This is a genomic window from Limobrevibacterium gyesilva, from assembly GCF_025989185.1.
GTDB lineage: Bacteria > Pseudomonadota > Alphaproteobacteria > Acetobacterales > Acetobacteraceae > Limobrevibacterium > Limobrevibacterium gyesilva.
The window spans coordinates 772704-785594 of record NZ_JAPDNT010000001.1; the positions used below are offsets into that span (position 1 = coordinate 772704).

The 12891-nt window shown below is 68.4% G+C and carries 10 protein-coding genes; 7 read left to right on the forward strand and 3 right to left on the reverse strand.

What is annotated here, in order from left to right; all coding sequences use genetic code 11:
• The 3 genes from OL599_RS03760 to OL599_RS03770 form a co-directional block, all read right to left on the reverse strand.
• Positions 1-1269, reverse strand: a complete 1269-nt coding sequence (locus OL599_RS03760; RefSeq protein ID WP_264712334.1) for a metallophosphoesterase family protein — start codon at positions 1267-1269, stop codon at positions 1-3.
• Positions 1270-1610: 341 nt separating this feature from the next.
• Positions 1611-2030, reverse strand: a complete 420-nt coding sequence (locus tag OL599_RS03765) for a ketosteroid isomerase-related protein (protein WP_264712260.1) — start codon at positions 2028-2030, stop codon at positions 1611-1613.
• An 11-nt stretch (positions 2031-2041) separates the two neighbouring features.
• Positions 2042-2674: a 2OG-Fe(II) oxygenase family protein gene (locus tag OL599_RS03770; protein WP_264712261.1), complete on the reverse strand. Its 633-nt coding sequence runs from the start codon at positions 2672-2674 to the stop codon at positions 2042-2044.
• Positions 2675-2760: 86 nt separating this feature from the next.
• On the opposite strand from OL599_RS03770, the gene zapE reads away from it, so the two are divergent.
• The 7 genes from zapE to lpdA all read left to right on the forward strand — a co-directional run bounded on the left by zapE (position 2761) and on the right by lpdA (position 12888).
• Entirely contained in the window at positions 2761-3924 is a 1164-nt protein-coding gene (zapE, locus tag OL599_RS03775) for a cell division protein ZapE (protein ID WP_264712262.1), read from the forward strand.
• A gap of 196 nt (positions 3925-4120) precedes the next feature.
• Positions 4121-5074, forward strand: coding sequence for a malate dehydrogenase (gene mdh / locus OL599_RS03780; RefSeq protein ID WP_264712263.1), 954 nt, complete (start codon positions 4121-4123; stop codon positions 5072-5074).
• A gap of 4 nt (positions 5075-5078) precedes the next feature.
• Positions 5079-6275: an ADP-forming succinate--CoA ligase subunit beta gene (gene sucC / locus OL599_RS03785; protein ID WP_264712264.1), complete on the forward strand. Its 1197-nt coding sequence runs from the start codon at positions 5079-5081 to the stop codon at positions 6273-6275.
• Positions 6275-7150 (forward strand): succinate--CoA ligase subunit alpha, encoded by an 876-nt coding sequence (gene sucD / locus OL599_RS03790; protein WP_264712265.1) that lies wholly within the window; start codon positions 6275-6277, stop codon positions 7148-7150. Before sucC ends, sucD begins: the two co-directional genes overlap by 1 nt.
• Positions 7151-7300: 150 nt before the next feature.
• Entirely contained in the window at positions 7301-10183 is a 2883-nt protein-coding gene (locus OL599_RS03795) for a 2-oxoglutarate dehydrogenase E1 component (RefSeq protein ID WP_264712266.1), read from the forward strand.
• Between the two features lie 63 nt (positions 10184-10246).
• Positions 10247-11494, forward strand: a complete 1248-nt coding sequence (gene odhB, locus OL599_RS03800; protein ID WP_264712267.1) for a 2-oxoglutarate dehydrogenase complex dihydrolipoyllysine-residue succinyltransferase — start codon at positions 10247-10249, stop codon at positions 11492-11494.
• Positions 11495-11496: 2 nt separating this feature from the next.
• Positions 11497-12888 (forward strand): dihydrolipoyl dehydrogenase, encoded by a 1392-nt coding sequence (gene lpdA, locus OL599_RS03805; protein WP_264712268.1) that lies wholly within the window; start codon positions 11497-11499, stop codon positions 12886-12888.
• Positions 12889-12891 lie beyond the last annotated feature (3 nt).

A 12891-nucleotide genomic window follows, 5' to 3' on the forward strand; every position in this document is an offset into this window, starting at 1 on the left:
TTACGTGAACAGCGCCTCGCTCGCGAACGGCTCCGCCGAGGTCGGGCGGAATCGGCTGAGGGTGAATCTCGTCTTCTCACTCGGCACGACATCGACGAGGACGTAGTTGTACTCCTCCTGCGGCGGCTTGCCTTTCCAGTAGAGGTCCGGCGGATAGTCGGCCGGGACCTTGATGCTGGTGCGGCCGGGCAGGATCGGGTCCTGTTCGGCGCCGCCGCCGCCGAGCATAAGGTATTTGACACCGTCCACGTCGTACAGCTCGGTGGTGTGAACGTGGCCGTTGAACACCACAACCTCCATGTCCTTGGCGTAGGCAGCAATGAGCTTGTGCGGGTTGTCCGGCTCGGGGATCGGGCCGAGGCCGGCGCGGCCGAACACTGGGTAGTGGAAGACAATGAACGCCTTCTTCATGCCCTTCGCCTTCGCGTCGTCGAGCCAGCGCTGCATCTGGACCATCTGTTCGGCGTATTTCGGCCGGTCGCCGTCCCACAGCGAGGGCGAGCGATAATCGTATTTTCCCGTCCACAGGAAGATGAAACGCACGTCTCGGAAATCGAACGTGTAGATCAGCCGCTCGGGCGTGACGCCGAATTTCTTGAGGTACGGCACGGCAGCCAGCGTCCCCTCGATCTTGGGATCGCCCCAAACCTCATGGTTACCAACGGAAATGTACCAGCGCCCATCCAGCCCGGCCGCGCGCATTTCGTCATCCGGCGGCGGCAGCAGCTTGAGCATGGTGTCGTTAACGCGCTTCCAGTACGGGCTGTCGTCGATCAGGTGGCCTTGGTTGCCCCACCACACCACGTCGCCGCTGTTGATGACGAATTTCGCGCGGCCGCCCTGGACGTGCCGCACGATCTCACGCGCCACCCATTCGCCGCCCTGCAGTTGGAAGATCTCGCGATGGACCCCGGGCAGCAATTTGACGTCTTCGACGGTGGCACGCGTCACCCAGCCCTGGTCCACCGACAGCGTCATCACCTCGCTGCGGCTCATGAATGGCATGATGACCTGGGTGAGTTCGTTAGTGGCCGGATCGAACATCAACTTCACGTCGCGCTTGACCACTTCCTCAGCGACGCGCTCGGGCATGACGAGGCCGAACATCTCGACGAACAGGCGCACGAGGTCGGGACGCCCATCCTTGTACGGCAAATACATCATCGGCCGCGAATCGCCGCAGGCGGCGAAGGAGAAGGCGCCGCTTTGGGTCTGCGCGTTCGCCACGCTTGGCAGCAGCGCGGCGGACAGCGCCGGCACCGCGGCCATGCCGGTCAAGAGGCTGCGGCGGTTGGGGCCGGAGGATGTCATCCTCGCCTCCTCGTTATTGTTTTAATTGTTTTACGCCTTCGCAGACCCCGCCCCCCTCAATTTCTCGCGCGCGCTGACGCGGGCGGTCATTGATCCGGGTCAACCGACGTCCGCCAATCCCGCCGGGTATGTCCGCTTCTGGGGCGCCGGCCAAGGCGGCTGGATGACCGGAGTGGGCGCAAAGCAGCCTCTCTTCCAACATGCGCTTCATGTCGGCTCTCCACCCAAAGCGGTCATCAGATAGGGCGCAGGTAGAATGGCCGGCAGAGGCTCTGCCGCATCGCGTGAAGCCGTTCGTTTTACTTCCCGCCGACCTGCCGCACCCAATCGCCAAGATTATAGTGATTCGAAATCCGCGCCACCCGCCCGTCGCGCAGCGTGAAGAACGCGCCGGCAGGCAGCGTGTAGGTCTGGCCGCTGGCCGGGGGCGTGCCGGCGGGGACGCCGGGGTCGGTGGCGAGATAGGTGCCGTGCACGGTGAACTCGGCCGCCGCGCGCGTGCCTGTGGCGTCGGTCATCACCACGAGGTCGGCGATCCGTTCGCGGTAGCAGCGGTTCATGTGGTCCATGAAACGGCGGAACGCGGCCTTCCCCGTCTCGCGCCCGCCCTGGCTGATGTCGTGGGCCACGTCGTCGGTCATCAGGCCCAGGAAGGCCTCCATGTCGCCGGCGTTGAAGGCGGCGTAATAGGCGCGGATGGTCGTTTCAGCGTCGGTCATGCGAATCCCGGTCAGGCTGCGGTGGTCAGCCGCTTGAAGAAGGCGGAGATGCGGTGGCGCCGCAGCTCCGACCGGGCGGCACTGTCCGCGGTCATGTAGTTCAACTGCACCACGTAGCGTTGGCCCACATACCGCTTGTGGCCGTGCCACGTGTCGGCGCCGTTGGGAAAGACCAGCAGCGTGCCGTTCACCGGCGGCACCTCCACCACGTAGTCGTCGATGTCCTTGGGGCCGCGCAGCAGGCGCAGGCAGCCTTCCTGGCGGGCCCAGGAATCCTGCTCGGGGTTCAGGTACAGCAGCACCGTCACGCGCTTGGCCGTGGAATCGCAGTGGATCTGGCCGTCGCGCTCGCTGGAGCAGCCGCGCAGCGTCACCATGGTCGCCGCCCCCGCCAGGTCGAGCCCGAACTTTCCGGCCACCGCGTCGCGGAAGGCCGGGCCCTCCAGCTCGCGCATCAGCGCCGCCGCCTTGGGGCCGAGCCTGAGGGAGTCGATGGGGAACGAGCCGCGGCGGCTCATCGCCGGCAGGTCGCGCACCACCTCGGCCAGCTCGCCGGCGGGCACGAAGCCGGGCACCACCACGTGGCGGAACGGGTCCGTCGCGACAGGCGTGGCCTGGAATGCGTCGTAGGCAAGTCGGATCATTCTGGTTCTCCAGAGCGGCCCGCACAGGATAGAGCGGGACGCCGGGCAGTTCCACTCGGCCGGAAAGCACGCTATGCGCCGCCCTCATGGACGCGCTGATCGACACCGCGGAGCTGGCCCGCGGACCCCTGCCTGCCTATCGTGCCCGCGTCGCCAGCGGCGTGCTGGCGGCCGACCCTTCCCAGCAGATGGCGGCTGAGCGGCTGCAGGACCTGTGGGTGAAGCTGCGCGGCTACGACCCTGAGCCGAAGCCCGCCGCCAACCCCGGGCTGCTGACCCGCTTCCTGCGCCGCAAGCCGGCCGAGGGCGCCAACGAGACGCGGCCGAACGGACTGTATCTCGTCGGCGAGGTCGGCCGCGGCAAGTCCATGCTGATGGACCTGTTCTTCGCCGCCGCCGCCGTCAGGCGCAAGCAGCGCATCCATTTCCACCGCTTCATGCAGGACGCGCATGCCCGCATCTTCGCCTGGAAACGCGCCAACCCCGACGGCGACGACCCCATCCCGCCGCTGGCCGACAGCATCGCCGCCGAGGCCGCGCTGCTGTGCTTCGACGAGTTCCAGGTCAACGACATCGCCGACGCGATGATCCTGGGCCGGCTGTTCCAGGCCCTGTTCGACCGCGCCGTGGTGGTGGTGGCGACCTCCAACACCCTGCCGGACGACCTGTTCAAGGGCCAGCCCGGCCGCGACGCCTTCCTGCCCTTCATCGCCCTGATCAAGCGCTCGCTGGACGTGCTGGTGATGGAGACCGGCCGCGATTTCCGCCGCGCCCGCCTGCGCGGGATGCCCATCTGGTATGTGCCGCCGGATGGGCGGGCCGAGCGGGCGCTGGATGCCGCTTTCGCCGAGCTGACCGGCCACGCCACGCCGCGCCCGGAGCGGCTGACCGTCATGGGCCGGACCCTGGAGGTGCCGATCGCCGCCGAGGGGGTGGCGCGCTTCGACTTCCAGGCGCTGTGCGGCACCGCCCTGGGCGCCGGCGACTACCTGGCCCTGGCCACCCATTTCCACAGCCTTGTGCTGGACGGCATTCCCCGCATGTCGCCTGACAACTACGACGAAGCGCGGCGCTTCATCGTGCTGATCGATGCGCTGTACGACCACCGCGTGAAGCTGGTGGCCTCGGCCGAGGCCATGCCCGACCAGCTCTATCAGCGCGGCGAGGGGGCGAAGGCGTTCGAGCGCACGGCCTCGCGGCTGGAGGAGATGCGCAGCCAGGACTATCTGGCGCTGCCGCATCTGACCTGAGCCGCGCCGGGCGCCCCCCGACCTGCTGCCCCCCGACCTGCTGCCCCCCGACTTGCCGCCCCCGACTTGCCGGTCTGGGCACATTGGGCTAGCAACGGGCGCCTTCCGGGCTGCCGGGTGCCCGGCGGGCACCGTTTCCCATGAAACGGATCCTCCTCCCCCTCTTTCTCCTCGGCCCTCGGTAAGGATGCGCTTCATGGCACGCAACAAGATCGCCCTCATTGGCGCCGGCAACATCGGCGGCACGCTCGCCCACCTGATCGGCCTCAAGGAGCTTGGGGACGTCGTTCTGTTCGACGTGTTCGGGGGCGTGGCCGCCGGCAAGGCGCTGGACATCATGCAGTCCGGCCCGGTGGACGGGTTCGACAGCCTCATGACCGGCGGCTCCGACTACGCGGCCATCGCCGGGTCGGACGTGGTGATCGTCACCGCCGGCTTCCCGCGCATGCCTGGCATGAGCCGCGACGACCTGCTGACCAAGAATGCCGGCGTGATCGCCCAGGTGGCCGAGGGCATCAAGACCCATTGCCCGGACGCCTTCGTCATCGTCATCACCAACCCGCTGGACGTGATGGTGTGGGTGATGCAGCAGAAATCCGGGTTGCCGGCCAACAAGGTGGTGGGCATGGCCGGCGTTCTGGACAGCAGCCGCTTCCGCCTGTTCCTGGCCCAGGAGTTCAACGTCTCGGTCGAGGACGTGACCGCCTTCGTGCTCGGCGGCCATGGCGACACCATGGTGCCGCTGACCCGCTACTCCACCGTCGCCGGCATCCCCGTGCCCGACCTGGTGAAGATGGGCTGGACCACCCAGGAGCGGATCGACGCCATCTGCACCCGCACCGCCAACGGCGGCGGCGAGATCGTGAAGCTGCTGGAGCGCGGCAGCGCCTTCTACGCCCCGGCCGCCAGCGCCGTCGCCATGGCCGAGGCCTATCTGAAGGACAAGCGCCGGGTGCTGCCCTGCGCCGTGAAGCTGAGCGGCGAGTACGGCGTGAAGGACCTTTATGTCGGCGTGCCCGCGGTGATCGGCCAGAACGGTGTCGAGAAGATCGTCGAGATCCAGCTGAACCCCGACGAGCAGGCCGCCTTCGACAAGTCCTGCGCCGCGGTGAAGGACCTGATCGAAGCGTTCAAGAAGCTGGGCGTCTGAGTCGATGAATATCCATGAATACCAGGCAAAGGAGCTGCTGAAGCAGTACGGTGTCGCCGTGCTGCCCGGCCATGTTGCCTGGACGCCCGAGGAAGCGGTCGCGGCGGCGCAGAAGCTGCCCGGCCCCGTCTATGTCGTGAAGTCGCAGATCCATGCCGGCGGCCGCGGCGCCGGCCGCTTCGCCGATGCCCCCAACGGCAAGGGCGGCGTGCGCATCGCCAAATCGGTCGACGAGGTCCGCGCCGCCGCCGAGGCGATGGTCGGCCACACCTTGGTCACCAAGCAGACCGGCCCGGCCGGCCGGCGCGTCAACCGCGTCTATGTCGAAGCCGGCTGCGACATCGCCCGCGAGCTGTACCTGTCGCTGCTGATCGACCGCGCCACCTCGCGCGTGACCATCATGGCCTCGACCGAGGGCGGGATGGAGATCGAGGAGGTGGCCGAGCGCCACCCCGAGAAGATCTTGCGCGTGGCGATCGACCCCGCCGCCGATATCTGGCCGTTCCACGCCCGCAAGCTGGCCTATGCGCTGGGGCTGAAGGGCAAGCAGGTCGCGGCGTTCGGCAAGTTCGTCACCGCCATGTACAAGGCCTTCCTGGACCTGGACTGCGCCATCGTCGAGATCAACCCGCTGGTCGTGACCGGCGCCGGCGACGTGGTCGCGCTCGATGCCAAGATGAGCTTCGACGACAGCGCGCTGTACCGCCATCCCGAGGTCGAGAAGCTGCGCGACGAGGCCGAGGAGGACCCGAAGGAGCTGGAGGCCGCCAAGTACAGCCTCAACTACGTGGCGCTGGACGGCTCGATCGGCTGCATGGTCAACGGCGCGGGCCTGGCCATGGCGACCATGGACATCATCAAGCTGTATGGCGGCTCCCCCGCCAACTTCCTGGACGTGGGCGGCGGCGCCACCAAGGAGCGGGTGACCGCCGCGTTCAAGATCATCCTGTCCGACCCCAACGTCGAGGGCATCCTGGTCAACATCTTCGGCGGCATCATGCGCTGCGACGTGATCGCCGAGGGCGTGGTGGCCGCGGCCCGCGAGGTGTCGCTGAGCGTGCCGCTGGTGGTGCGCCTGGAAGGCACCAACGTGGAGCTGGGCAAGGAGATCATGGCCAAGTCCGGCCTGCCGATCATCTCGGCCGACAACCTCGCCGACGCTGCCGAGAAGGTGGTCAAGGCCGTGAAGGAGGCCGCGTAATGGCCATTCTCGTCGACGCCAACACCCGCGTGATCACCCAGGGCTTCACCGGCGCCCAGGGCACCTTCCATTCCGAGCAGGCCATCGCCTACGGCACCAAGGTCGTCGGCGGCGTGACCCCGGGCAAGGGCGGCGCCCGCCACCTCGACCTGCCGGTGTTCGACACGGTGGCCGAGGCGGTGGCGCAGACCGGCGCCGACGCGAGCGCCATCTACGTGCCGCCGGCCTTTGCCGCGGACGCGATCCTGGAAGCGATCGAAGCCGAGATCCCGCTCATCGTGTGCATCACCGAGGGCATCCCGGTGCTGGACATGGTGCGGGTGAAGCGGGCGCTGTCCGGCTCCGCCTCGCGGCTCATCGGGCCGAACTGCCCGGGCGTGATCACGCCGGACGCCTGCAAGATCGGCATCATGCCGGGCCACATCCATCGCCGCGGCAAGGTGGGCATTGTCTCGCGCTCCGGCACCCTCACCTACGAGGCGGTGGCGCAGACCACCGCGGCCGGCCTGGGGCAGAGCAGCTGCGTGGGCATCGGCGGCGACCCGGTGAAGGGCACCGACTTCATCGAGGTGCTGGAGATGTTCCTGGCCGATCCGGAAACCGAGGCCGTGATCATGATCGGCGAGATCGGCGGCCAGAGTGAGATCGACGCGGCCGAATTCCTGGCCCGCAACAACGTGAAGAAGCCGACGGTGGGCTTCATCGCCGGCGCCACCGCCCCCGCGGGCCGGCGCATGGGCCATGCGGGCGCGGTGATCAGCGGCGGCAAGGACACGGCGGCGGCGAAGTTCGAGGCGATGCGCGAGGCCGGCATCCACGTGGCCGAGAGTCCGGCGGCGCTGGGCAGCACGATGGTGAAGGCATTGCGCGGCTAGGACCGATCCACGCCGCCGCGCCCATGCGGCGGAAGCAATTCTGAAGGTAGAGGACTTGCACCCTCGCCGCGCTGCGCGGTGTCGGTGCAAGTTCTATGTTAAGCGGGCGGCGTGCTGAATGGCCGCCCGGGTTGAGATGAGGGGACCGAAATGGCAGGCGTTGACATTCTCGCCACCGCCTTCAATGGCGCCAACGCGGCGTTCATCGCCGATTTGTACGCGCGGTGGGTGGCGAACCCGGGCGCGGTGGACCCGAGCTTCGCGGAGCTGTTCTCGGCCCTGAACGACGAGTCGCGGGCGATCCTGACCGATGCCACCGGCGCTTCCTGGGCGCCCCGGCGCTACGATTTCGGCGAGCCGGAAGCGGCCAGGCCCACCGCGAAGCCGGCGGCCCAGCCCGCCGGGGCGCCGGCCGCCATCACCCTCGACCAGGTGCGCGCGGCCACCAAGGACAGCCTGCGCGCGCTGATGATGATCCGCACCTATCGCGTGCGCGGCCATCTGGAAGCCAAGCTCGACCCGCTGGGCCTGCAGGTGCCCAGGCCGCATCCCGAGCTTGACCCCGCCACCTACGGCTTCACCGAGGCCGACATGGACCGGCCGGTGTTCATCGACAACGTGCTGGGCCTGGAGGTCGCGACCCCGCGCCAGATCCTGCAGATCCTGCGCGAGACCTATTGCGGCCCGGTCGGCGTCGAGTTCATGCACATCCAGGACCCCGACCAGAAGGCCTGGATCCAGCGCCGCGTCGAAGGCGCGCCCTGGCGCACCACGTTCGACGCGGCCGGGAAGCGGACGATCCTGCGGCAACTGACCGAGGCCGAGGGGCTGGAGGCGTTCTGCCAGAAGCGCTTCGTCGGCACCAAGCGCTTCGGGCTCGAAGGCGGCGAGGTCACCATCCCCGCCCTGCACGCCATCATCCAGACGGCGGCGAATGCCGGCGTGACCGAGATCGCGATCGGCATGCCGCATCGCGGCCGCCTGAACACGCTCGTCAACATCGTGAAGAAGCCGTACACCGCGCTGTTCAGCGAGTTCGGCGGCGCCAGCTTCAAGCCCGACGACGTCCAGGGCTCGGGCGACGTGAAATACCATCTCGGCACGTCCACCGACGTGGAGATCGACGGCAACCTGGTGCACCTGTCGCTGCAGCCGAACCCCTCGCACCTGGAGGCCGTCGATCCCGTGGTGGTCGGCAAGGTCCGGGCGCGCCAGGACATGGCCGGCGACACCAAGGCCCGGCGCTCGGTGATGGGCATCCTGATGCACGGCGACGCGGCCTTCGCCGGCCAGGGGCTGGTCTATGAGACGCTGGCGATGAGCCAGCTCATCGGCTACCGCACCGGCGGCACCGTGCACGTGGTGGTGAACAACCAGATCGGGTTCACCACCGTTCCGGCGCACGCCTATTCCGGGCTGTACTGCACCGACGTCGCCAAGTCGATCCAGTCGCCGATCCTGCACGTGAACGGCGACGATCCCGAGGCGGTGGTGTGGTGCGCGCAGATGGCGGCCGAGTTCCGTCAGGAATTCGCCACCGACTTCGTGCTCGACATCGTCTGCTACCGCCGCCACGGCCACAACGAGACCGACGAGCCGGCCTTCACCCAGCCGATCATGTACCGCGCCATCAAGGACCGGCCGACCACGCGCCAGCTCTATGCGGAGCAGCTGGCGCATGAGGGGGTCGCGACCACCGACGAGGCGAAGGCAATGTGGGATGCCTTCACCGCCACGCTGGAGGACGCCTACAAGGCCGCCCAGGCCTACAAGCCGAACAAGGCCGACTGGCTGGAGGGCCACTGGACCGGCCTGACCGTGCCCAACAACGAAGCGGAGTGGACCGAGGACAAGACCGAGGTCGACGGCGCCACGCTGCAGCGGATCGGCGCGGCCATCTCGCACGTGCCCGGGGATTTCGACGTCAACCCCAAGATCGCGCGCCAGCTCGAAGCCAAGCGGGCGATGTTCGAGACCGGCGAGGGCCTCGACTGGGCGACCGGCGAGGCGCTGGCCTATGGCAGCCTGCTGCTGGAGGGCCACCGCGTGCGGCTGTCCGGCGAGGACGTGCAGCGCGGCACGTTCAGCCAGCGCCATGCCGTGCTGATCGACCAGACCAACCAGAACGAATACGTGCCCCTCAACAACATCGCCGAGGGGCAGGCCAAGATCGAGATCTACAACTCGCTGCTGTCGGAAGCGGGCGTGCTGGGCTTCGAGTACGGCTACACCCTGGCCGACCCGCGCACGCTGGTGTTGTGGGAGGGCCAGTTCGGCGACTTCGCCAACGGCGCCCAGGTCATCATCGACCAGTTCCTCGCCAGCGGCGAAAGCAAGTGGCTGCGCATGTCCGGGCTCACGCTGCTGCTGCCGCATGGCTACGAGGGCCAGGGGCCGGAGCACTCCTCCGCCCGCCCCGAGCGCTATCTGCAGCTCTGCGCCGAGCAGAACATGATCGTGGCCAACCTGACCACGCCTGCGAACTATTTCCACGCGCTGCGCCGGCAGATGAAGCGGAACTTCCGCAAGCCGCTGGTGCTGATGACGCCGAAATCGCTGCTGCGCCACAAGCTGGCGCTCTCGCCGCTGGCCGATTTCGCGCCGGGCAGCCGGTTCCAGACGGTGATACCGGAGACCGACGCACTGGTGGCCGGCGCCCAGGTCAAGCGCGTCGTGCTGTGCACCGGCAAGGTCTATTACGACCTGCTGGCCGAGCGCCGCGCCCGCGGCGTCAACGACGTGGCGATCGTGCGGGTGGAGCAGCTTTATCCGTTCCCGTCCGTTTCGCTGCCCAAGGTGCTGGCGGCGTATCCGAACGCCCAGGTGGTCTGGTGCCAGGAAGAGCCCGCGAATATGGGCGCCTGGACGTTCATGGACCGCCGGCTCGAGACGGTGCTGGGCGGGATGGACGTGAGCGCCAAACGCCCGGCCTATATCGGCCGGCCCGAGGCGGCGAGTCCGGCCACGGGCCTCGCCAAGACGCACGCCGCCGAGCAGGCCGCGCTGGTCGCCTCGGCGCTCACGCTCGACTGACCCGAACAGACCACGCCTTCGCTAGCCCGCCTTCAAGACAGAACAAGGACTGGACCTGCCGCCATGGCGACCGAGATCAAGGTGCCCACTCTGGGCGAGAGCATCACCACCGCCACTGTGGCGCGCTGGCTGAAGAAGGCCGGCGATGCCGTCGCCGCCGACGAGCCGGTGGTGGAGCTTGAGACCGACAAGGTCACCGTGGAGGTGAACGCCCCGTCCGCCGGCACGCTGGCCGAGATCACGGTCGCCGAGGGCGGCGAGGTCGAGGTTGGCGCGGTGCTGGGCGTCGTGGCCGATGGCGCTGGCGGGGCGCGCCCTGCGGCGCAGCCGCGCCCCGCCGCCAACCCCGCCGCGGGCGTGAACCCGCCGCCGTCGCCGTCCGGCCCGGTCGCCCGCCCGGCCACGCCGCCGGTCGATGTGGCGCAGCATGCGCCGATGCCGTCGGCGGCGAAGATCCTGGAGGAAAGCGGCGTGTCCGCGGCCCGGATCGGCGCCGGCAGCGGCAAGGACGGGCGCATCACCAAGGGCGACGTGCTCGATTTCCTCAGCCGCCCCGCCGCCCCGGCAGCCGTACCCGCCCCGGCGGCTAAGGCGCCGCGCGCCGCGGAGGACGGCGAGGAGCGGGTGAAGATGACCCGCCTGCGCCGCACCATTGCCGCCCGCCTGAAGGAAGCCCAGAACACCGCGGCGATGCTGACCACCTTCAACGAGGTGGACATGTCCGCGGCCATGGCGCTGCGCGCCGAATATCGCGACGCCTTCGAGAAGAAGCATGGCGGCGTGCGCCTGGGCTTCATGTCCTTCTTCGTGCGCGCCTGCGTGGTGGCCCTGAAGGAATTCCCGGCGGTGAACGCCGAGATCGACGGCGACGAGATCGTCTACAAGCACTTCGTTCATATGGGCATCGCCGTCGGTGGCTCGGCCGGCCTTGTGGTGCCGGTGATCCGCAACGCCGACCGGATGGGCTTCGCCGAGATCGAGAAGAGCATCGGCGATTTCGGCCGCCGCGCCCGTGATGGCCAGCTGAAGCTGGAGGAACTGACCGGCGGCACGTTCAGCATCACCAATGGCGGCGTGTACGGCAGCCTGATGTCCACGCCGATCCTGAACCCGCCGCAATCGGCCATTCTGGGCATGCACAAGATCCAGGACCGGCCGATGGCGGTTGGCGGCAGGATCGAGATCCGGCCGATGATGTACCTGGCCCTGTCCTATGACCACCGCATCGTCGACGGCAAGGAAGCGGTGTCGTTCCTGGTGCGGGTCAAGGAATTCGTCGAAGATCCCCGCCGCCTCCTGCTGGACCTGTAGTCATGAGCGAAACGTTCGACGTCATCGTCATCGGGTCCGGCCCCGGCGGCTATGTCTGCGCCCTGCGCGCCGCCCAGCTGGGCCTGAAGGTGGCGTGCGTGGAAAAGCGCGCGACCCTGGGCGGCACCTGCCTGAACATCGGCTGCATCCCCAGCAAGGCGCTGTTGCAGTCGTCGGAGAACTTCCACGCCACCATGCATGCCTGGAAGGACCACGGCATCGTGCTCGACGGCGTGAAGCTCGATCTGGCGCGCATGCAGGCGCGCAAGGGCGAAGTGGTCGAGGCCAATGTCAAGGGCGTGGAGTTCCTGTTCAAGAAGAACAAGGTCACCTGGCTGAAGGGCGCGGGCCGCATCACCGCGCCCGGCAAGGTCGCGGTGAACGGGGCCGAATACGCGGCGAAGCACATCGTCATCGCCACCGGCAGCGAGAGCATGCCGCTGCCGGGCGTCGATGTGGACGAGACCACCATCGTCACCTCGACCGGCGCGCTGGAGCTGGACAAGGTGCCGGATCACCTCGTGGTGATCGGCGGCGGCGTGATCGGGCTGGAGCTGGGCAGCGTGTGGCGCCGCCTGGGGGCGCAGGTGACGGTGATCGAGTTCCTCGACCGCCTGATCCCCGGCAATGACGGCGAGGTGGCCAAGCACTTCCAGCGCATCCTCACGAAGCAGGGCATGAAGTTCCGCCTGTCCACCAAGGTGACCGGCGCGGTCAAGGGCAACGAGGGGGTCACGCTGACCGTCGAGCCGGCCAAGGGCGGCGCCTCCGAGCAGATCAAGGCCGATGTCGTGCTGCTGTCGATCGGCCGGCGTGCCTATACCGAGGCGCTGGGCCTGCAGGACGTGGGCGTGGCAACCGACGAGCGCGGCCGGGTGAAGACCAACGGCCACTACGCCACCAACGTGCCGGGCATCTACGCCATCGGCGACGTGATCGCGGGCCCCATGCTGGCGCACAAGGCCGAGGACGAAGGCGTGGCGCTGGCCGAGCTTCTGGCCGGCCAGGCCGGGCACGTGAACTACGACGTGATCCCCGGCGTGGTCTACACCTGGCCCGAGGTCGCCGCCCTGGGCAAGACCGAGGAAGAGCTGAAAGCCGCAGGCACTGCCTACAATGTCGGGAAATTCCCGTTCACGGCGAACGGCCGCGCGCGCGCCATGGGCGACACCGACGGCTTCGTGAAGATCCTGGCGGACAAGAAGACCGACCGCATCCTGGGCGCGCACATCGTCGGCCCCGACGCCGGCACGCTGATCGCCGAACTCGCTGTCGCCATGGAGTTCGGCGCCAGCGCCGAGGACGTGGCCCGCACCTGCCACGCCCACCCGAGCCTGAACGAAGCCGTCAAGGAAGCAGCGCTGGCCGTCGAGGGCCGGGCGTTGCACATCTAGGCC

Excerpts from the sequence above, each read along its gene's own strand:
- OL599_RS03760 (WP_264712334.1), bottom strand. The coding sequence starts at position 1,269 with ATGGCCGCGGTGCCGGCGCTGTCCGCCGCGCTGCTGCCAAGCGTGGCG.
- sucD (WP_264712265.1), top strand. The coding sequence starts at position 6,275 with ATGGCCATTCTCGTCGACGCCAACACCCGCGTGATCACCCAGGGCTTC.
- zapE (WP_264712262.1), top strand. The coding sequence starts at position 2,761 with ATGGACGCGCTGATCGACACCGCGGAGCTGGCCCGCGGACCCCTGCCT.
- odhB (WP_264712267.1), top strand. The coding sequence starts at position 10,247 with ATGGCGACCGAGATCAAGGTGCCCACTCTGGGCGAGAGCATCACCACC.
- OL599_RS03765 (WP_264712260.1), bottom strand. The coding sequence starts at position 2,030 with ATGACCGACGCTGAAACGACCATCCGCGCCTATTACGCCGCCTTCAAC.
- mdh (WP_264712263.1), top strand. The coding sequence starts at position 4,121 with ATGGCACGCAACAAGATCGCCCTCATTGGCGCCGGCAACATCGGCGGC.
- sucC (WP_264712264.1), top strand. The coding sequence starts at position 5,079 with ATGAATATCCATGAATACCAGGCAAAGGAGCTGCTGAAGCAGTACGGT.
- lpdA (WP_264712268.1), top strand. The coding sequence starts at position 11,497 with ATGAGCGAAACGTTCGACGTCATCGTCATCGGGTCCGGCCCCGGCGGC.
- OL599_RS03795 (WP_264712266.1), top strand. The coding sequence starts at position 7,301 with ATGGCAGGCGTTGACATTCTCGCCACCGCCTTCAATGGCGCCAACGCG.
- OL599_RS03770 (WP_264712261.1), bottom strand. The coding sequence starts at position 2,674 with ATGATCCGACTTGCCTACGACGCATTCCAGGCCACGCCTGTCGCGACG.